Origin of the sequence: Singulisphaera sp. GP187 (genome assembly GCF_900129635.1) — a bacterium.
Lineage (GTDB): Bacteria > Planctomycetota > Planctomycetia > Isosphaerales > Isosphaeraceae > Singulisphaera.
In genome coordinates this window covers 1,079,582-1,100,490 of sequence record NZ_FSRB01000002.1, presented here as the reverse complement: position 1 = coordinate 1,100,490, position 20,909 = coordinate 1,079,582, and the positions used below count along the sequence as shown (strand labels likewise).

At 65.7% G+C, this 20,909-nt stretch carries 13 protein-coding genes; 4 read left to right on the top strand and 9 right to left on the bottom strand.

Annotated elements, in window-relative coordinates:
* Nucleotides 1-3 precede the first annotated feature (3 nt).
* The 5 genes from BUS42_RS28815 to BUS42_RS28795 form a co-directional block, all read right to left on the bottom strand.
* Nucleotides 4-402, bottom strand: coding sequence for a hypothetical protein (locus BUS42_RS28815; protein ID WP_074312796.1), 399 nt, complete (start codon nucleotides 400-402; stop codon nucleotides 4-6).
* A 76-nt stretch (nucleotides 403-478) separates the two neighbouring features.
* Complete coding sequence (locus tag BUS42_RS28810; RefSeq protein ID WP_159452309.1) at nucleotides 479-3,406, bottom strand: PVC-type heme-binding CxxCH protein; 2,928 nt, start codon at nucleotides 3,404-3,406, stop codon at nucleotides 479-481.
* A gap of 162 nt (nucleotides 3,407-3,568) precedes the next feature.
* Nucleotides 3,569-4,936 (bottom strand): hypothetical protein, encoded by a 1,368-nt coding sequence (locus tag BUS42_RS28805; RefSeq protein ID WP_254054019.1) that lies wholly within the window; start codon nucleotides 4,934-4,936, stop codon nucleotides 3,569-3,571.
* A gap of 188 nt (nucleotides 4,937-5,124) precedes the next feature.
* On the bottom strand, nucleotides 5,125-5,352 hold the full coding sequence (locus tag BUS42_RS28800) for a hypothetical protein (RefSeq protein ID WP_074315446.1): 228 nt from the start codon (nucleotides 5,350-5,352) through the stop codon (nucleotides 5,125-5,127).
* Nucleotides 5,353-5,543: 191 nt separating this feature from the next.
* Entirely contained in the window at nucleotides 5,544-6,626 is a 1,083-nt protein-coding gene (locus BUS42_RS28795) for a DUF1559 family PulG-like putative transporter (protein ID WP_410001720.1), read from the bottom strand.
* An 856-nt stretch (nucleotides 6,627-7,482) separates the two neighbouring features.
* Between BUS42_RS28795 and BUS42_RS28790 the strand changes: the two genes are divergently transcribed.
* Entirely contained in the window at nucleotides 7,483-8,667 is a 1,185-nt protein-coding gene (locus tag BUS42_RS28790; protein ID WP_074312788.1) for a XylR family transcriptional regulator, read from the top strand.
* Nucleotides 8,668-8,786: 119 nt separating this feature from the next.
* Here BUS42_RS28790 and BUS42_RS28785 read toward each other — a convergent pair whose 3' ends face one another.
* Together BUS42_RS28785 and BUS42_RS28780 are read right to left on the bottom strand one after the other, a co-directional pair.
* On the bottom strand, nucleotides 8,787-10,475 hold the full coding sequence (locus tag BUS42_RS28785) for an SPFH domain-containing protein (protein ID WP_074312786.1): 1,689 nt from the start codon (nucleotides 10,473-10,475) through the stop codon (nucleotides 8,787-8,789).
* Nucleotides 10,472-12,172, bottom strand: coding sequence for an SPFH domain-containing protein (locus BUS42_RS28780; RefSeq protein ID WP_074312784.1), 1,701 nt, complete (start codon nucleotides 12,170-12,172; stop codon nucleotides 10,472-10,474). The genes BUS42_RS28785 and BUS42_RS28780 overlap by 4 nt, the downstream gene beginning before the upstream one ends.
* 834 nt (nucleotides 12,173-13,006) lie before the next feature.
* On the opposite strand from BUS42_RS28780, the gene BUS42_RS28775 reads away from it, so the two are divergent.
* On the top strand, nucleotides 13,007-15,316 hold the full coding sequence (locus tag BUS42_RS28775) for a PSD1 and planctomycete cytochrome C domain-containing protein (protein WP_083671093.1): 2,310 nt from the start codon (nucleotides 13,007-13,009) through the stop codon (nucleotides 15,314-15,316).
* Between the two features lie 36 nt (nucleotides 15,317-15,352).
* On the top strand, nucleotides 15,353-16,741 hold the full coding sequence (locus BUS42_RS28770; RefSeq protein WP_074312782.1) for a DUF1501 domain-containing protein: 1,389 nt from the start codon (nucleotides 15,353-15,355) through the stop codon (nucleotides 16,739-16,741).
* Between the two features lie 339 nt (nucleotides 16,742-17,080).
* Here BUS42_RS28770 and BUS42_RS28765 read toward each other — a convergent pair whose 3' ends face one another.
* Nucleotides 17,081-18,340: a PQQ-dependent sugar dehydrogenase gene (locus BUS42_RS28765; protein ID WP_074312780.1), complete on the bottom strand. Its 1,260-nt coding sequence runs from the start codon at nucleotides 18,338-18,340 to the stop codon at nucleotides 17,081-17,083.
* Nucleotides 18,341-18,687: 347 nt separating this feature from the next.
* A complete protein-coding gene (gene glpK / locus BUS42_RS28760; protein ID WP_074312778.1) occupies nucleotides 18,688-20,187 on the bottom strand; it encodes a glycerol kinase GlpK in 1,500 nt (499 codons plus the stop codon).
* A 186-nt stretch (nucleotides 20,188-20,373) separates the two neighbouring features.
* On the opposite strand from glpK, the gene BUS42_RS28755 reads away from it, so the two are divergent.
* Nucleotides 20,374-20,907: a hypothetical protein gene (locus BUS42_RS28755; protein ID WP_074312776.1), complete on the top strand. Its 534-nt coding sequence runs from the start codon at nucleotides 20,374-20,376 to the stop codon at nucleotides 20,905-20,907.
* The last annotated feature ends 2 nt before the right edge of the window (nucleotides 20,908-20,909 follow it).

Here is a 20,909-nt window from a genome sequence, read left to right as displayed (position 1 = left end):
CGCTCAGCGCTCCGAGAGCCAATTCGGCACCAAGGATAGGGAGGCCTTGAGTTCCTCGTCGGTGACGAGCCCTCCGACGACCTCTCTGAGCACGATCAGTGCGGCCCGCTCAGCAACCAATTCCTGCCAGGCCACGACCGCCTCGTGCAACCGCCCCACGAATTGATCGTACTCACCGAACTGCTGCGGACCGGCCGTCGTCAGGTGGCGGCCCAAATGGCCGCCATCGGGTAGGGCGTAACCGTACACTTCGAACCGATCGGCGTGGATGGCCAACGGCCCCGGGCCGCTGGGAGGCGTGAGCCAACGGTTGAACAGATGGGGCGAGTCGGTGGCCAGGCACCCAAAGAGGGCGATTCGGGGGACCGGGATGAGGCGTGCAAGCCGGCACCAGGCACCCAACCGCCCCAGAAGAGCGACCGGCAGAGCCAGCCTTTCGCATTTGACGGTTCCCCCTTCGGTGCCGCGACGAACCTGCTCACGGCTGCTTAAGGAACGCGATCAGGTCGGCCAGCCCCTGCATGCCGAGGGCCTCTTCAAGCCCTTCGGGCATCAGGGTTCGTCCGCTCGGTCGCAACACTTCGATCTCGGAACGAAGCACAGATTGCTCGACCCCCTCGGCCCCGCGCAGCTTGAGGCTCGACGCCGTCTCCTCGGCTAGGAGTCCCGAGAGCGTCTGACCACGCTGGGTCACAACGAGATAGGTGGAGAAATCGGGAGAGACGTCGGCGTTGGGGTCGAGCATGTCCTTGAGCAAGGCCGAAGGAGGGCGGCCGGCGACGCCGGAAAGGTCGGGACCGACGCGGAAGCCTCGGCCCTGGCGCTGGTGGCAGGTCTGGCAGTTCTTGGCGAAGAGCTCGCCGCCGCGACGGGCGTCGCCGGTCAGGTCGAGGACCGGCTGAAACTTCTTGACCACGGCTGTCCGGTCTTGCGGGGCCGACGCGGCGAGCCGCTTCTCGACCCGGCCGCGGAGCGCGGCGTCGGGGGTCAGGCGGAGGGCGTCGCGGTCGGCCGGGGCGAGCTCCGTCAGGGACACGACGTCGTCCTCGATCGCGGTGACGAGTCGATCGGCAAGCCGGACCGAGCTGGTCAGGGCGGTGAGCACCTCGCGCCGGGAGCGCGTCGGGAGCGACGCCCACTCATCGAGGATCTGGCCGGCCAGTTCGGCCGAACCGACCTCGGCGACGGCCCGCGCCGCGGCCGACTGGACGTCGGCCTCGACGGAGTGGAGCAGGGCGGGGATGGCCACCGCCGCGGCCTCGGGGCGGCAGCGGGCCAGTAGCGTCAGCGATTGGGCACGGTCGGCCGGAGATGCTTCGGCAGACGCGACCGTCTTGGCCGCGCGGTCGAGGAGAGCGGCGATCCCCTCGTACCCTTCTGTGGCTGGCCCTGCCTTCAGCAGCTCGTGCAACGGCCGACCCGCGCGAGCCAGCCCGTCGGACAGCCCGACGAGGAGCGCGATCCGGCCGGCGACGGTCGTCTCGCCGGGCGCAGGGGTGAGCTGGGCCGCGAGGGATCGCAGCTCCTCGGGCCGATTCCGAGCTCCGAGGATGGCGGCGGTCGACGCCAACACGCGCCCTTGTCCGAGTGTCGGCGCGGCGAGCCAGCCTGGCTCCGCGACGAGCAGGGCGTGCAGGAACGGCCAGGCCTTCTCGCCGAGGCCGCTCAAGACCGCCAGCCGCACCCAGTCGTCGTCGGCGTCCCGCGCCGCGATCTTGGCCAGAGCCGTGGGGGCGCGGCCATCGTCCAGATCGCCCAGCGCGATCGCCACCTGGAATCGAACGCGAAGCTCCGGGTCGTCGGCCGCCTTCACCAGTGCGTCGGCCAGGCCGGGTCGGCGGGCGGCGAGCTTGGCGGCGCATTCGCGGACGCCCGGGCTGGCGTCGCTCAGGGCCTTGGCCAAGGTCGCGTCCTCGAGACCGCCCAGGCCGTCGAGGGTCCAGACGGCATGGATCCGCCCGAGCGGAGTCGATCCGGCCTCGGCGCGCTTCCGGAGCGCCGGGATCGCCTCCCGGTCGTGCCGCTCGACGATCAACCGCTGGGCGGTGTCGCGGCGCCAGCCGTTGGGCTCCTCCAGCGCCGCGACCAACTCGGCCGTCGACGCCTTTCCCAAGGGGGGGCAGGGGTCGTGCTTCACGTCGTCGTTCGCGATCCGCCAGAGTCGTCCCCGGTTGTTCCAGCGGCGGAACTCGATCGACTTCCGGAGCTCTTCGGGCACGAACTGCGGGTGCTCGACGATCTCGCGATAGAAGTCGACCACGTAGAGTGCTCCGTCGGGGCCGGTCGTCAGGTTGACCGGCCGGAACGCGGGATCGGTCGAGGCCAGGAACTCGCGATCGGGCTCAACGCGGCGGGCCAGAAAGGTGGTGCCACGGTCGTCCAGGACGCGACGCTGGACCAGGTTCGTCAGCGACTCGCAGACGAAAGCGTTGCCTCGATAGGAGTCGCCCATCAGGTCGCCCCGATAAATCGTCGGGCCGCAGGTGGCGTTGAAGTAAGCGGTCGACTCGCGGTTGTAGGTCGTGGGCGCGGGGCTGATCGGAAACACACGGCCGCCGTCGGCGGGGTCGAGAATCGCGGCGACCGACGCCGACTCGGCTAGGTACGGGTTGCGGCTAAGCACGGCCTCCTCGATCACGGCGTGGCGGATCGGGATCGTATTCCACGACGGGTATCGCCGCCCCCAGTCGTCGCGCGGCAGGCCGAACTGGCTGAAACCGGAGACGACCTCGACCTCGCCGGTCTCGGGACGGAAGCGGAAGTCGTGCCTCCGCAGCGGCACCGCCTTCTCGGCGGGCTCTCCAGGCCGCTGCGCGGAGCCGTCGCTCCGGCCGTTGGCAGCGTAGACCCAGTTGTCAGCGCCCCAGGTCAGGCCGTTGACGCGCAACTGCGAGTTACCCTCGACAAAACCGGTGAGGACGACCCGCCGCTCGTCGGCGACGCCGTCACCGTCGTTGTCCTTGAGGAACAGGATGTCGGGAGCAGCCGTGACCAGCACGCCGCCAGCCCAGGGAAGCACGCCGCTGGGGAAGTTCAGGCCCTCGGCAAACGTCCTGTCGACCTCGTAACGGCCATCGCGGTCCAGGTCCTCGAGCATCCGAAGTTTGCCCGACCGGGGCCCGGCGGGATAGTCGGTCATCTCGACCACGAAGAGCCGGCCGTTTTCGTCCCAGGCGATCGCCACCGGGCTGGCAACGGCCGGCTCGGACGCGATCAGGTCAATCCGTAGCTTGGGGTCGATCAGCCGGAACGTCGTCCGCTCCTCAGCCGGCGACAGCGGTTTCGGGGCCGGTGGGGCCGCCAACGAAGCGCCGCCGAAGGCGACTAAGACGAGGGCAACCAAAGCCCCGAGCATCCCCCAAGCCGAACAAGACGAACGGCGCACAGCCTGAAATTCTAACGACATAAACATCGCTCGTTGAGCCAATGGGGCGTGAGAGATCGATTCGACCTCAGCAGGAATGGAGGAGGAGGCAGGGAGAACCTACGATCCCCGCCTGGGATCGTAGCAAAGTGCGCGTACATCGACGATGCGGGGCTCGCACCCCCGCGCCTCGAAACCGATCTCTCAGCGGGCCTGGGCCGTGGATCGGGGTTCGTCGTGCAGCGTCTTGAGCAGCGAGAGCGCCTCGTCGACGATCATCTCGCCGGTCCCCGGGGGAACGAAACTGTGGAGGCCGGTCCAGGTCTGGTAGCCACCCAACTCGTGGCCCTTGTGGTCGGGGACATAGCCGATGTAGTCGTTGGCGAGCTCGAAGACGTAAGTGTAGCGGAACGGCGAGCGCCGCTTGATGTCCTGACCGAGCACCGTGAAAAACTCGGCGGGCACGCCGACGACCGCGGTGTCGCCGATCCGGATCGCCTGGACCCATGTCTTCCGCTCCTGGCCCTTGAGCGGCATCAGTTCCTTGCGCATGTCGCGAAAGATATCGACGACGAACTGGGCGATCTTGGGGTCCTTGATCTTGTGGGCCTCATAGGCCACCACGGCCGCGTCGTCCTCGGCATCGTCAAAGTCACGAACCTTGATGGCGACCTCTTTTCGGATCCCCCGGACCACGTCAACCGGACGAGGCTTGGCCTTGCCCAGGGCGCCGAGCACGGCCTGCTTGATGCGCGTGGTCATTTCGGGGCCATTGAGGTCCAAGTTATGCGTCGAGCCCGAGGCACCTTCAAAAAAAAGAACGGTGCCGCCCAGCTCCGGCTCGAGCTCCTGCGCCGCCATCCCATAGAAGCCGGGCGACCGAACCCCGGGCTTCTTCGACCCGATCGTGTGCGTCGAGTGGTTGAACATCAGCGCCTCGACCGAACCGTCCTTGCGGCGAAAGGCCCAGACCGGGAGCTCGGGATCGAAGGGGCCGGTGGGCCGCACGAAGTCCTCCTGCGAGCCGGTCCAATAGATCATGCCGTTGCTGAGCAGGAGGCGGCTGTTGCGCCCGACCGACGATTCCTCGCCAAGTCGGAAGTCCATCGTCACCGGGGTGAGCCGCTGATGCGCGGCGACGGCCGCTTCCACGACCTTGTCGCCCACCTGCTGCGTGAACGCCTCCTCGCGCCGGTAGCCGTGGATCGACACGGTCGTCGGTGCGTGGTGGGTGTGGGTCGCGTTGATGAGGATGTTGTCGAACGGCACCCCCGTCGCCTTCTCAATCGCGTGGGCCGCACGGTCCAGCACGTCGCGATTGACCATAAGGACGTCGCACTCGACCAGGGCAACCTTCGCGCCCTGGGGATCCTGAATTACCAAGGCCGTCGCACGCAACTCGCCTTCCTGGCCGTTGGACTTATGCGGCCCGATCCCACCGCCGATGACCAGCGAGTCGTCGGCCGTCAGGTTTGCGGCGGCCGCGCCCGCCATGAGCTCGCCCGCTTTTCCGGAAACACCGACACCGGCCGACATCAGCACCATTGCGATCAGTAACCCGTTCCGAAGCATCACCGTCGTAGCCTCCGCGAATTCGCCGCGCTCACGATCATCGCAAGTCAACGATGCACCGCAAAGCCTGTCCGTCGTTCATAAGAAAAGAGGAAAACCCCGTCGACCGCGCCGCGAAGCCGAAGTCCAGGCGCGAGCCGACTCGTTGTTGTGAACCTTCCCGACCAAGGTGGTCGCCACGGGAGCGGTCACAGTCGCGGCGCCTTCGGGGCCTTGGCCAGACCCTTCCTCGAGCCTCCCTTGACCGTCTTGGCCAGGTCGGCCGGAGACTGCGTCAGCGGGGGCGCCGGCGGCATCGAGTTCGGGGGCAGGTTCGTCGGCGTCCCGGCCAACTTATCTTCCGAGTCGCAGCCGGCACCGCAAAAGACCCAGCCCACCAGAAAGAGACTGATTGTTCGCCTGGTTGTTCGTCCCATGGATGGATCCGCCTCATGAGCTTGGTGCCGAAGCCGAAGTCGTCGGTTCAGCTTCCCGGCGGGCGAGAGTCTCGGTCGCCCCGCCTCGTCCGTTCGTGCCGGGAAGCCGCCGTGCCGATACAAGGGGTTGTCCTGATACGAGCGCCTGGCGGACGGGGCACCCTTGCCCCGGTTCGCCCGACCTCAACGGGTCAATAGGCGTCGGCGCTGACCACTTCGCCGACCGACCGGCTCCCGAGCGCCCACCACGTCGGCAGGTCGATCGAGTTCTTGATGAATCGGACCGAGCCATCGGCCATCCCGAGGTTCACGCCCCCGGCGTGATTGCTCGAGGCCGCCGCCGCGCCCGTAGGACCGACGAACTGGACGTACGAGATGTCACTCGCGTTGCCGCACTGGAGTGAGTTCGGCGCCGCCACGTGCATGTAATTCATGAGGCAGACGTGGGTCGGGTAGGCCAGCAGCCAGTTGTATCCCAGGTAGGGTGAGGCCGTCGCGTTGGCGAGGGTCGTGGCCGGCAAGTTCATGCACGCTTTGGCGGCCGCCATCGCGCCGGCGGCGCCCGTGTTGATCGCCGACGAATTGGTGCCGGGAAAGATCACGCGCTTGGCGTTCCGCGAGATTGGGGTGATCGTCGCGAGCTCGTTCGAGATCCCGAGGCCGATCAAGTGCTCGCTGAAGACGGCGGTGTTTGACGTCCCGTCGGTGATCGACGCGATCCGCACGATCCCGGCGCCGCCGCCCCAGCCCACGGTGCCGATGCTGCCGTTAAGCAACAGGTCTTTAGGGGGCACGATCGTCCCACTGTAAGCCATGATCTGCCCCGGGCCGCCGAAGTTCCCCACGTAACTGGACGTCCCCCAGGGATAACCCGGCCGCTGGCCGATCGACTCCGAGGGGCAGAGCAAGGCCGCCAGTTGCGTGTACCCGGCGGTCGTGATCTGCAACCCGTAGTTCCCCTGGGAGAAGTTCATCGAATTGAACAGGGCCGCCTGCTCGATCTGCGGAAGGAGAGCCACGGCCCACGACCACGAGAAGCCCTGGTCCTGCGACTCCGACGTGTTGTAGTTGCTCTGCATCGGCATGGCTTCGTACGTGGAAATGTAATTCTGGGCCCCCAGGCCCAACTGCTTCAGGTTGTTGATGCACTGGGCGCGGCGGGCCGCTTCGCGGGCGCTCTGCACGGCCGGCAGCAGGAGCGCGATCAGTACGGCGATAATTGCGATGACCACCAGCAACTCGATCAGGGTAAAACCTTTCTCCCGTCGCATCATCAGCCTCCTCAGATTCATTGAAGTCATAACGAACGTGATGGAGAGTTCACATGAAGTGCGTACGAACGTGATGGAGAGGTTTACTGGCCGGAGTTCCTCGTAAATGGGATAAGAGGAGTGCAGGGGAGGGCACCTGCCAGCATCCAAGGCAGCCGGCAACTGGCAACTGGCAACTGGCAACTGGCAACTGGCAAGGAAACCGCATGGATATTGCATAATAGCCAACCATTGATTCGTTCGCCTACAGAGGTTTTATGCAAAAGCAACTAAGGAATTGTGTCACAACGATGCAAGCCGTCGTCACCGGCCATGCGGCCCGCTCCCAGATGACGACCGAACGCGAATCAGGCACATAAACGACCGACACATTCACGAAATGAATCCAATTCCTTTAATCCCAATAACCTCTTGATACCAACAAATTCCCCGCTATATTCCCCGCATTTTGCGAATCCATCGATTGCGGGCTCGTCGCTGGCTTCCGAGCGTGACAGGACGTATGGGGGGCTCGATTTCCGAAGGGCGCGGACTCCCTCGTCCGACAGCCGGGTGTCATTCTCGATCACGAACGGGGGAAATCGTTGCCGACGTGGTGAAGGGGGCCATGAGCAGGAGACGGCTCCTCCCAGTCGGCGGTGATTCGGCATGCCCGCGTGTGCGTACGCGAGTCACCTTCGCCAGGGAATATGCTTCCGCTTTAGGTCGACCCGAATCGCGGGCGCTGGACGGGATTCTCGGGGCGATGTAGCATTTGTCGCGGAAGCGAAGTCGACGGCCTTGGTTGGCCGCGGCTAGGTTCTCGGGCTCGACATCGAGTCGCCGAGAGGATAGGAAACCCGGATCGGGACCTCCAGTGATGCGGAGAAAGGCGCGTCCCAGTCCTCCTCGCGTGGCGTTCATCATCGAGACGTCGATGGCCTACGGCCGTGAAATCCTCCACGGCATGGTCAGCTACGTGCGGGAGAACGGCCCCTGGACCGTCTTCTTCGAGCCCCGATCGCTCCAGGATCCCGTGCCTCCATGGCTGGGCGATTGGAACGGCGACGGCATCATCACCACCCTGTTCCCGCAATTCTCCGAGCTGATCCTGAAGACCGGGATACCGACGATCGACCTCGACGACCAGGCGCCGCGATCCGGCCTACCGACGCTCCGAAGCGATCAGCACGCCATCGGTGTCATGGGCGCCGAGCATCTCCTGGGACGCGGGTTCACCCGCTTCGCCTTTTTCGGGTACCCGCAGTTCGAATGGTCCCGGCTCCGGTCCGACGCCTTCTCCGCGACCGTGCGGGCCGCCGGGTTCCCCTGCGACGAATACCTCCAGGCCCAATCCGTCTCCTGGGGGCACCAACTCCCCGCTTGGGAGGAGGAGATCCAACGGGTCTCGCAGTGGATCGCAAGCCGTCCCAAACCCCTGGGCTTGATGGCGTGCAACGACTTTCGCGGCGTCCAGGCGCTCGACGCCTGCCGAGCCGCGAACGTCGCCGTCCCCGAGGAGGTGGCGGTCATCGGCGTCGACAACGAGACCCTCGCCTGCGAGTTGGCGCGCCCGTCGCTCTCGAGTGTCATCCCGGACTGCCGGCGGATCGGCTACGAGGCGGCCAAGCTCCTGGACCACTTGATGAAGGGCGAGCGGAAACCAACGGCTCCAGGCCTCGTTCCTCCCGTCGGGGTCGCGACCCGGCAATCAACCGACGTCATGGCGATTTCCGACCCAATCGTCGCCGACTCGATGCGGTTCATCCGCGAGTACGCGTGTGACGGCATTCGTATTGAGCACGTCCTCGAGCATGTCGCCGTCTCGCGGAGCTCGCTCCACCGCCGCTTCCAGGCGTCCATCGGCCAGACGATCCACGACGCGATCGCCGCGGTCCGCCTCGAACGCGTCAAACGGCTGCTGATCGAGACCGAACTGCCGCTCCAGGCAATCGCCGACCGCGCTGGCTTCTCGCACGTCGAATATCTGATCGCCGCGTTCCGCGGAGCCACCGGCTCGACCCCCGGAGCCTACCGACGAAACCACCGCGAAGGGCGTCCGTGAAGGGGATCTTCGCCACCAATCCATTCAACATACACCCAATAAACCCACCTGGTGCCAAGCCGGACCTTGGAGGGGAACAGGGTCCATGCCCCCTCCAAGGCCCAAGTGACGAAAGGCGGTTACCGGCTCGGCCCGGCCATAGGTGCGAGCTTGGGCCGATCGGTGTGGGTCTGAGGCGGCGACTCGGAGGCGAGCTTGCCGAGCAGGGTTTGCTCGAAGCCCTTAAGGTCGGTCCAGAAGGTGCCGGGGCCGGCGTAGAAAATGCCGAGCCGGAGCTTTTCGGACAGGCCTTCGGCGAAAACGTAGCGGTTGTAGGCGTCGGGGCCGCCCAGCGCCTTGACGTAGAGGCGGAAGCGGTCGGCCTCGGCCTCGCGGACGAGCTCGATGGACTTGGCGGCCGCCTGGCCGAGGGTGGTGGTCGTCTGCGCCGCGAATCCGGCGGTCTTGGCATCGGTCTCGGCGATCAACTTCTCGGTGGTCGCCTCGATCTCCTTGGCCTTCTTTTCCCCCTCGGCCTCGACCTCCGCCACCAGCTTTGTGGTCGAGGCGATGGTGCGCCGCTCTTCGAGCATAACCTTCGCCTTGGCCTCGGTCAGGTCGGCCTCGGTCTTGGCGGTGAGCTGTTCCTGGTCGCGGGTTCGGGTCAGCTCGTCGGCGATCTTCGCCCGCTGGATCGGCTCGCGAACCTGGGCCGGGACGTAGATGTGCCGGGTCAGGCCGAACAGGAGCGAGAGCCCTTTGGCGGCCAGCACCCGCTCAAGCTCCTCCGACGTCTCGTTCTGGAACGCCTCGCGGGTGTCGCCGACCAGCAGGTCGACCGCGCCCCGTTTCGATCCATGGAGCCGGCAGATCGAGCCAATCTGGGGGAGGATCACTTTCTGTTCGACGTCCCCAAGCATGCCGAACTGGCGCACGACCTCAGGCGCCTGCTCGGGGGTGATCCCCCAGATCGCCGTGAAGTCGAGGTGGATCAGAAAGCCGTCATTGGAGGGGAACTCGATCCCCTTGCCCACGGCATAGAGCGGTTCCTTGGGCACCGGCTTGCCCTGGCGATCGACCGCGATTGGGCTCGTGATATCGGTGGCCGAGTTCGCGGCTTCGACCGTCAGGGACGTCTCAGCATAGCCGACGCTGATGATGTCAATCCGCTTCTCGACCGGGTTGAGGAAGTAAATGCCGGGCTGGAGCACCTCCTTCTGAATCCCCTGCACCTGCTTCATCCGCGGGTCGGCGATCTTGTTCGTGACCACGCCCACGTACCCCGGTGGGATCAGCGTGGGGTCGCCCGCCTTGCGCTTGACCCGGGTGTTCGGTTCCACACAGGCATCGACGTCGATAATGTCAACGGCATAGGCGTATTCGTTCATCCGGTATCGTCCCGGGGTAAGCACGCGGCGGCGGATCCCGCGATATCCCAGGGCGTCGGTCAGGTAGGTGCCCGCGGGCAGAGGCTTGCCGAACTTTGCGAGCACGACACCGAGCTTGCCAGGAGGGATGATCAGGTCCGGAACGAGCTTCTGTTCATACTCTAAAGGTGAGTAGAAATGCCGACCCGGGCCGGGCATCGACTCGAGGACGCCCACCTTGAGCGGGTAGCCGCTGGAATCGGTTTGCACCAGCGTCCCCTCGGCGACCTGCTCCATGTTGCCGAACGGCCAGGGGCCCTTGTAGCGGAGCAGCAGGCTTGAGCCTGGGGGGACCTCGACCCGGCAGAACGTCCATTGCCAGATGCCGACATAGCCGACGACAAAGATCAGGGCGAGGACCGCGAGCCCCTTCGCCAGCGCTTGGTATTCGCGACGATTCATGGCCGGGCCTCCTCGACGGCGAACGGGGGTTGGGGCAATTCCGTCGCCGCGGGTCGGATCGCTGCGGTCGTGCCGGCCCGGTCGTCCGCGAGCGGCGACGAACGGGAGACGGGCTCGGGGTTGCGGGTGAACTGGCTGAAGAGATCCATCAGTGGGCCTTCGGAGTTCGATAGGATCGTCTGGAACGAGGGCGCCAGCTTGCCGATCATGATGTTGCGGGCGAGGGCCCCGCCGTCGCCGTCGAACGCCGCGACGCGGGCGGACAGGCCCGCGAGCTCGGCCTTGTTTTTGAACCGGATCACGTCGGCCTCAGCCTGCGCCTTGGCGGTGATCGCCGAGGCTTGATCCTTGGCGGCCGCGAGTTGCGTCTCGGCAACCTTAAGCTTCTGTCCGGCCAGGGTCAGGGCCACTTGCTGGTCCTGTTCGGCCCGGGTCGTCTTCTCGACCACCCCTTGCTCGGCCTCGACCAGTTTCTTCTTCTGCTCGGCGAGGACCTGCTGGACCCGCAGTTGCGCCTCGGAGAGTTGCTGGACCTTTTCCTGCTGATATTGCGCTAACTGCTGCTTGGCGACCTCGCGGAGCCGGACCGGCTCAGCGATCTCCTGGGGAGGTTTGATCGAGGTGATCGCCACGGCGAGGATCTCGATCCCTTGCTTCTTGCAATTCGCGGTGAGGCTCTCGACCAGATCACGCTGAAACTTCTCACGCGCGTCGCCGCTGATGAACTCGCCGCCGGAGAGCTTCGAGCCGCCGATCCGGCAGAGCGAACGACTCTCGGGGGTGATGATCTTGGTGATGATCTCCTCGTCGATCGCGTCGCCATTCCTGTCTTCGTTGTATTTCACGAAAACCTCGGCAACTTGCTCGGGGCGGACGTGGAACTCGACAACGCCATCAAGGGTGATCGGGAAGCCGTCGGCCGAGAGAAAGTCCATCTCGGTATCCTGCGCCAGGTTGAACCGCTTCGAGCGGCAATCGACCAGGCTGACGAGCGTCTCGTACGGGTTGAGCGGATAGGTGCCGGGTTCGAGTGTCTTGGCCTGCACGCCTCGCTCGTTCTCCTCGACGAGAAAGATATTCGGATTCTTCGGCAGGGTTCCGGACAGGAGCGTGACGACGCCCCGGAAGCCCGCGGGCACGGTCACCAGGTCGTGGAGCTCGATCGTCTGTGCATACGGGTTGTAAGGATAGCGTCCCGGCTTGAGGACCTCGCGGAGGATCCCCTTCTGCCCCGGCTCGGCGAGGATCTGCCCCTCGGGAAGGTCGTCACCGCTGAGCGCGACCCGGATGCCGATCTTATCGCTGGGGACGACGAACTGGGGGATCACCTCCCACGACCAGAAGAACGGGTTGTAGAAGTAGCGGCCCTCAAGGAGGACGCCACCATTCGGTCCTTCGGTCTGCACCCCCTTGTAATACGTCTTACCGTCTTTCCGGGGGGGTGCCAGCTCCATATCCCGGTCGAGGTCGAGCCCGGCGCGACGGATCAAGACCGCCTGCTCCCCGGTACCCACCTCGATCTTGCAGGCGTTGTAAAGGAAGACGATCGCCCCCAGTCCAAGACTGACCAGACCAAGGACCGCCAAACTCCAAAGCGGAAGACCGGGGCGAGGTGGCGGTGGGCCCGCACCCCGCCGCACCGGCCCCCGCCGGCCCGGCCCCTGGGCACCGTCGTCCTGCTCCTCGATCCCATTCATCGCGCAACTCCTTGATACCGCTCTTGATGAGGACAAAACCGGCTCGAGAGAGCCTGAACGCCGCAGTTCGGGCAACCTGAAACCTTTGGGTGGAGACAAACGCAATCCAAAGTGGCGACTGATCCCCGCTTTACGGTATCAGTGCATTCCGACCCGTTGGCGTCAGGCCGCTTTCCAATTCACGAAGCTCTTCGCGCCCCACAGCGGATTATTCATGCCCCCATCCCTGAACATTCCGCACAACAAGCAACCGCTTCCTTGACAGCTCAACTTGCCACATTGTGCGCTATCGTTCGGGACGTTGCTCCGAAACCGTTCCTCGGGGTGCTTCTTCTTGGCTTGAAGATCTTCCGGCGAGGGAGCCGCACGGTGGGTCGATATCGCGAGAGTGAGAGGATTCGACCTGGCCCTGGACCAGGTCGATCCTCCCTTGCGAAACGCATCCGTTCCATAAAAATTCACAAAGTCGAACACGCATAAGTCCGCATCTTGCGGCCCGGAGGGGCAACCGTTCCTAACCAGGAGCGCAGGCCCCTGGAAACACAAAAATCATCAACTCACCACTATTCAATATCATATCGTGATCTCGTTCCCACGCTCTGCGTGGGAACGAGTTTCTCCCGCGAATTTCGGCCTCCGGGGCAGACAGACGGCCCGGTTTCCTTGCGACAGACTCCGCCGACATCATCAATCCCCGGCCCTTCGGCGAGGGAGTTCGGTACTTCCTTGCGGATCGCCCCATTTCGGTGCATCCTGGAGGAGTTCGTGCCCGTGAGTTGTGAGGTCATGAAATCCCGAAGCATTCGATCATTCCAACAGCGACAGGGACGGTTCATGAAGTTAGGACTTGCGTGGCTCGCGACGATCCTGGTTGAGACGGTCGCCATGGCTGCGCCTCCCGACGGCCCCGGCGAGGCGTTCTTCGAGCAGAAGGTCCGGCCGATCCTGGTCGCGTCATGCGCGAAGTGCCATGGGGCCAAGAAGCAGGAGTCAGGGCTGCGGCTCGACGCCCGGGCGGCCCTGATCCAGGGCGGCGACAACGGCCCGGCGGTGGTGCCCGGTGACCCGGCGAAAAGCCTCCTGATCCAGGCGGTCAACCACGAAGGCGACCTCGCCATGCCGCCCGGTCGGAAGCTCTCCGACGAGCAGATCGGCGTCCTCAAGCAGTGGGTCGAGCGAGGCATGCCCTGGCCCGGTGGGGACACGCCCGTCGCCATTCGCTCGAGCGCAATCACCGATGAGGACCGCCGATTCTGGTCGTTCCAGCCGGTGGCCGCCAAACCGGCCGTGCCGACGACCGCCGACCGCGCCTGGCCGCGCACGGAGATCGACGCGTTCATCCTCGCCCGGCTCGAAACCGAAGGCCTCAAGCCGGCGGCCCCGGCCGACCGCCGGACCCTGATCCGCCGTGCCTCGTTCGACCTGATCGGACTGCCGCCGACCCCCGCCGAGGTCGCCGCCTTCGTGGCCGACCCCGCGCCCGACGCGTTTGCAAGGGTCGTTGACCGCCTGCTCGCCAGCCCACGCTACGGCGAGCGCTGGGGACGGCACTGGCTCGACGTCGTCCGTTACGCCGACACCGCCGGCGAGACGGCCGACTTCCCCGTCCGCGAAGCGCACTTATATCGCGATTATGTGATCGATGCCTTCAACCGCGACACGCCGTACGACCAGTTCGTCCGCGAGCAGGTCGCCGGCGACTTGATCGCGGCGACCGACCCCGCGCGGCACGCCAAGCTGGTGACGGCCACCGGGTTCATCGCCACCTCACGCCGGTTCGGGTTCGACCCGCAAAACTATCAGCATCTGACGATCCAGGACACGATCGATACGGTCGGCCAGACCGTGCTCGGCCTCAGCCTCGGCTGCGCCCGCTGCCACGACCACAAGTTCGACCCGATCTCGGCGGCCGACTACTACGCCCTCTACGGGATCTTCGACAGCACCCGCTATGCCTTCCCCGGCTCGGAGGAAAAAAACCGACCACGCGACCTCGTGCCGCTGGTCCCACCCGTCGAGGCCGCCGCCAAGCAGAAGTCGTATGATGAAACCCTCGCCCGACTCACTGCCGAAATCAAGGAGAGCGACGCCCGCCGCGCCACCGCGGAGCAGGCTCGAACGGCGCTCCAGCAGGCCGGTCCTTTTCCCATGGCCTACGGAGTGACCGAAGGCAGTCCGCACGACGCCCGCGTCCAGAAGCGTGGGGAGCCGACGATGCCCGGCGAGGAAGTCCCGCGCCGATTCCTCCAGATCCTCGGCGGCGATCGCGTGCCCCCCGGTTCAGGAAGCGGCCGGCTCGCCCTGGCCGATTGGCTGACCCGGCCGACGAACCCGCTGACTCCCCGCGTCATGGTCAACCGGGTCTGGCAGCACCACTTCGGCCGCGGCCTCGTGGCCACCGAGAACGACTTCGGTCGGCGCGGGCTCGCCCCCACGCACCCCGAGTTGCTCGACGACCTCGCCCGCCGATTCATCAACGGCGGCTGGTCGGTCAAGTCGCTGCACCGCTTGATCATGCTTTCGAGCGTCTACCAATCCGCGGGAGCGGGAGACTCGGCGGCGGACCGGCTCGCGCGGTTCCCCCGCCGCAGGCTCGACGCCGAGGAGATCCGCGACGCCATGCTCTTCACCGCCGGTACGCTCGACACCAGCCCTGCCGGCCCGCATCCGTTCCCCCCCGTCGAATCCTGGGGGTTCACCCAACACAGCCCCTTCGCCGCCGTCTACCCGTCGAACCGGCGCAGTGTCTACCTCATGACCCAGCGGCTCAAACGGCACCCCTACCTCGCCCTCTTCGATGGCCCCGATCCCAACTCCTCCACGCCGCACCGGTCGGCCACGACTGTCCCCACGCAGGCCCTCTTCTTCATGAACGACCCGTTCGTCCACGAGCAGGCCGCGGCGCTCGCCCGCCGGCTTCTGACGGCCGAGCCGGACGACCGGGCACGCCTCCGCCTCGCCTTCGAGACGACCCTCTCCCGGCCGCCATCGGCCGACGATGAGTCGGACGCCCTTGGCTTCCTCGCCGCCGAGCGCAACGACCTCGCGTCGTCGGGCGTCGCCCCGCCGGAGGCCGACGTCCTGGCCTGGTCGGCCCTGGCGCGCACGCTTTACTCCCGCAACGAATTCCTCTTCATTGATTGACGGGAGCCTCCCGTGAGCGAATCCTCAAACCAACCCATGATCTCACGTCGTGAACTGCTCGGCCGCGCCTCCGGGGGCTTCGGCGCAATCGCGTTGGCGGGCCTTCTCGCCGAACAACAGGCTGCTGGCTCGACGGCCGACCCGCTCGCGCCCCAGCCACCCCACTTCGTCCCGAAGGCCAAGCGCGTCATCTTCCTGTACATGACCGGCGGCGTCTCCCACGTCGACTCGTTCGACCCCAAGCCCCTGCTGATGGCCGGGCACGGCAAGTCGATCACGGTCGACAACTGGCAGGGCAAGAAGGGGGCATTTCAACGTTTTTTCAAACGTCCCAACTGGGAGTTTCGGCCTGGCGGCCGGTGCGGCACGGAGATCAGCGACCTCTTCCCGTACGTCCGCGAATGCGCGGATGAGCTCTGCGTGATCCGGTCGATGTCTTCGGACCACACGAACCATTACGAAGGCACGCTCGGCATGCACACCGGGTCGTTCACCTTCGCCCGGCCGAGCATCGGCGCCTGGGTCAGTTACGGCCTCGGCACCGAGAACCACAACCTGCCGTCATTCATGGTCATCGCCCCCGCCGCCCCGTACGCCGGCACACAGACCTGGGCGTCCGACTTCCTTCCCGGCTGCCACCAGGGCACCCATGTCGTCCCCGGTCCGACGCCGATCCCCAATATCCGCCCTCTGATCTCGGTCGAGACCCGGCAGAAGCGTGAGCTTGACCTGATCGCGCGGGCCGACCGCCGCCACCTCGCCGAGCGCTCGGCCGACTCCGCGCTCGAAGCCCGCATCCGGTCGTTCGAGACCGCCTTCGGAATGCAGAACGAAGCGCCTCACGCCTTCGACCTCTCGGGAGAGTCCGCCGCCACGCTCGCCCTGTACGGCCTCGAACGCGGTCAGACGACCGGGTTCGGCTGGCAGTGCCTCGTCGCCCGCCGGCTCACCGAGCGGGGGGTTCGGTTCGTCGAGTTGATCGACACCGGATCGTCGGGCAACTGGGACTCGCACGGCAACATGCAAGACCACGCCGGACTCGCCCAGAAGGTCGACCGCCCGATCGCCGGCCTCCTCACCGACCTCAAGCAGCGCGGTCTGCTCGACGACACGTTGGTCGTCTGGACCACCGAGTTCGGCCGCACCCCATACCACGAACAGGCCGGTCACGCCGGCCGCGAACACCACCACCAGGCCTTCTCGTCATGGCTGGCCGGCGGCGGCGTGAAGGGGGGGATCGTCCACGGAGCGACCGACGACTACGGCGTGGCCGTCGCCCAAGACCGCGTCCACGTCCACGACTTCCACGCCACGATCCTCCACCTGCTCGGCCTCGACCACGAGCGTCTCACCTTCCGTCACGTCGGCCGAGACTACCGCCTCACCGACGTCAGCGGGGACGTCGTCAAGGAGATCATCGCCTGAGCCTGACCCGAGGCGCTCGATCAGAAATCAACCGTTGTGGGCTATCCCTGTTGCTTCGCTGGTGGTCCCGTTTCCAGAGAAGGGCGACCGCGAACGGTCGCCCTTCGGGGCTGCAAAATGGAGACCGTCGCCACGTTACCGGGGCTCTTCGTCCGTCGGAAGACAGGGAGCTCACGCTCCCCGCTCGCCTTTCAGGCGAGCGAAGACCAATCACCAAGGATCGGTACCGATCGTGGTTCCAGGGATTTCGCTCGCCTTTGAAAGGCGAGCGGGGAGTGTAAGCTCCCTGTCTTTGGGCCTTCGCATGGACTGATTTATGCGTCTTTTCCTCGGGCTCGATCAAAGCCCCGATTTCCTCGGCACGAGCCGGTAGATTCGACCATCGGCGGAAGATTTGCTGCCGAAGGCAAGAATGTACAACTCGCCTTCCGCATCCTCGCCGAAGGCGGCGATCGGCAGCTTCGTCGCGGGCTTGAGGTCGATCAGCTCGGCGCTTGCGACCGCCTTGCCGCCCTTTTCGCGGAGGCCCCAGATTCGCCCGGTGTCGAAGTCACCGTAGACGTAGACGCCGACCAGGTCCTTGAGGGCCTTGCCTCGATAAACATATCCGCCCGTGATGCTCTTGCCGTCGTCGGGGCGCTCGGGGGTCGGCTTGTGGGGGTATTCGACCAGCGGCGGGGAGATCGGGCTGGCGGGATCCGCCTTGGTCCTCCGCTGGGGGAGGAACGGGTGGAAGGCTTCCTTGATGCTCCAGCCGTAGTTGCCACCGTTCTTGATGAGGTGGACCATCTCATAAAGGTTCTGGCCGACGTCACCGGCGAACAGGTCTCCGGTCTCACGGTCGAACGAGAACTTCCAGACGTTCCGCAGGCCGATGCAGTAGACCTCGGGCGCCCAGTGGGCGAACTTCGGGTCGCGGCGCGCGGGGTTGTCGCTCGGGATCCCGTACGCCTTACCGTCGGCCGGATGGTCGACGTCGATCCGCAAGATCGAGCCGAAGTGATCCTTGGGGTTCTGGCCCGAGCGCAACGGATCGTCGGCCGAGCCGCTGTCACCGAGCGTGATGTAGAGGAAGCCGTCGGGTCCGAACGCGATGCAGCCGCCGTTATGGTTGCCGAACGGATCATCGGGGCCGATCCAGATCCGTTCTTCGCTCTTGGGGTCGGCCACGCGCGGGTCGGTCTTGGAGACCCGGAACCGGGAGACGACCGATCGACGTCGCGGTCCGCCCGATGCGCTGTCATCGGCCGAGTAGTAGACGAAGAACTGGCCGTTCTCTTTGTATTTCGGGTGGAACGCCAGGCCGAGCAGCCCTTCCTCATTATCCTTGCTGATCGGGGCGGGAAGCTGGAGAAACAGTTGCTTCTGGCTGGTCTCCTTGTCGTTGGGGAACGACCAGACCTTGGCCTGATGCTGCTCGACCACGAAGAGCAGGTTGCTGCCGTCGTTCGGGTAGTCCATAGCGACCGGGCGGTCGAACTTCAGGTTCGGGAAGGCCACTTCGGTGGCGAGTTGGGGCAACGGCGTGTCGGAATCCTCCGCCGCGGCAATCGCCGGGGCCATTGCAGCCAGAACGGTGAACAGGGTCGAGAAAGGCATTCTCACGAAAGCAGCCCTCAGTAGGAGTGGATTCGGTGGGACGGGCCGAATGGGAAGGAATTCGAGGCGGGCCAGTGCGTCATCTCATGGTCTCGGCGAACGCGCGTTCCCGAAGTCCCGTTACGATGAGGTCCTCAGACGTTTCGATGGGCATTGTAGCGGCGACTCAATGGCCAAGGGGAGATCCTACCGATTCGGGATCGCTCCGAATGGCTCGATCGCGGACGTTGGAATCCATCCGAAACGACGACACACTCCGATGAGGAATTCAAATGCGGGCGGGTCGCCCGCGGTCCCAGGGAATCCGGATTGCACTGGGTAAAAAAGGGCGGGCGGCGAATCCTCGCTCAGCTTCGATAGTAGTTTTTCGCGGTCTGGATCGCGTGCTGCCAGCGTTGCGAGGCGGCGGTTCGCCAGGCGGCGTCCTTACCGGGTGAGAACGTCTGGCCACCGGCTTGGAGGTGATCGACGGCCGTCGAAGCGTCGGTCCAGACTCCGGCGGCGAGGCCGGCCAGGAGGGCAGCGCCCAGCGCGGTGGATTCGGGCTGGGGGCTCCGTCGCAGCGGAAGGCCGAGCAAGTCGGCCTGGAACTGGAGGAAGGGGTCGGAGCGTGCCATGCCGCCGTCGACCCGCAGGTCGGAGAGCGGTGAGGGCAAGTCGGCGTTCATCGCGTCGATCAGGTCGGTGATCTGGTAGGCGACCCCTTCCAGAGTCGCGCGGGCGAGGTCGGCGAGCGAGGTGGCCCGGGTCAGGCCGAAGAGGGTGCCCCGCGCCTCGGGGTCCCAGTGCGGAGCGCCCAGGCCGGTCAGGGCGGGGATGAAGAGGACGCCGGAGTTCGGGTCGGCGCGCAAGCTGAGCTCATCGATCTCGGGGGCCGCGCCGACGGCCTTCAGGCCGTCGCGAAACCACTGTACGGCCGCCCCGGCGACGAACACGCTCCCCTCCAGAGCATACTGCGGCGGGCCATCGCCCAGGGTCGCGGCCAAGGTCGTGATCAGGCCGCGGGTCGAGGGAACGACGTTCGACCCCGTGTGCACGAGCAGGAACGCCCCCGTCCCGTAGGTGCACTTCGCCTGTCCCTCCTGCAAACACCCCTGGCCGACGAGCGACGCTTGCTGGTCCCCCACAACACCCAGGATCGGGAGGCCGTCCGGCAGGTAGTCCAGGCCCAAGGTGCGCCCGAACTCCCCGGAACTCGGAAGGATTTCGGGCAATATTCCGCGGGGGACGGCGAAGAAGTCGCAGAGGTCATCGGCCCAGCGAAGAGTCCGCAAGTCCATTAAGAGCGTGCGGGAGGCGTTGGTGACGTCGGTGACGTGCTTGAGGCCCCCGGTCAAATGCCAGATCAAGAGACTGTCGACGGTTCCGGCCACCAACTCGCCCGCCTCGGCGCGACGCCTGGCGTTGGGAACGTTCTCGAGCAGCCAGGCGATCTTGGTGGCCGAGAAATAGGGGTCGAGCACCAATCCGGTGCGCTCGCTGATCCAGGCGCCTCGCTCGCGGTGTTGCTCGCAAAAGGCGCTGGTCCGGCGATCCTGCCAGACCAGAGCCGGCGCGATCGCACGGCCGGTTCGCCGCTCCCAGATCGCGGTCGTCTCGCGTTGGTTGGTCAGACCGATGGCCGCGATCCGATCCGCGCCGAGGCCGGCGTCGGCGAGCGCCTGAGTCACGAGCGGACCGACCGACCCGACGATGGCTCCCGCGTCATGCTCCACCCAACCCGGCTTCGGATAGGTGGGCGAGACTTCAGCCTGCGCTTGGCCGACGGTCCGCAGGCGGTTGTCGTAGACAACGGCTCGGGTGCTGGTCGTTCCCTGATCGATTGCCAACACGTGGTCGCGTGCCATCGGTGAATCCTCTGGGCCGGTATCCGAAACGAAAAGCATCGTGGTTTATGTTCGGGAGTGACTTAAAATACCATCGGCCCCCCTCGATCGCGAGAGGCTGCGACCGATGGGGCCCGAGTCACCCGCTCCGCACCAGAACCCCCCAAGACTTCCCAGAAACAGAGTCCCGAGCGTCAGGAGTTGCCGATGAAAGACGTGGTTCTCGTCGTACCGATCCTGATCGCGGGTGCGACGATGCTTGCCGCGACCCAATCCAGGCCCTGGCAAGCGACTCCCGGCTACCACACGCCTGAACTCGCGTTTCTGGCGTTTCTGTTTGGCCTCCTCTTCGCCTGGCACCGCGGCAAGCAGTCCGCGGTGGAGCGGATGAAGGCCATGGATCTGGGCTGGAACCTGGCCGCCGATTCGCCCGCTTCCTCGCCCCGCCGGAGTGTCGTTGGCTTCGTCATGTTGATGCCGGCGAGCCTGATCGGCGTGGCCGGGTTGGCAAGTTCAAACCAACCCAATTTCTCGTTCCCGATCTGGAGCGCCGCGAGCCTGCTCGGAGTGACGAGCCTGATCTGCGGGACGATCCTCCTGCTCAATCAGCCGGCCTCATTGTCTCCCCTCGAGCCAAGTCGCCGGCGCGGGGTGACTTCCAAGCCCACCGTCGATCCCGATGAGTTCGACGTCGTCAGTCAGCGTGGTTCAAACGGTCATCCTTCCGAAGCGAGATACTGAGC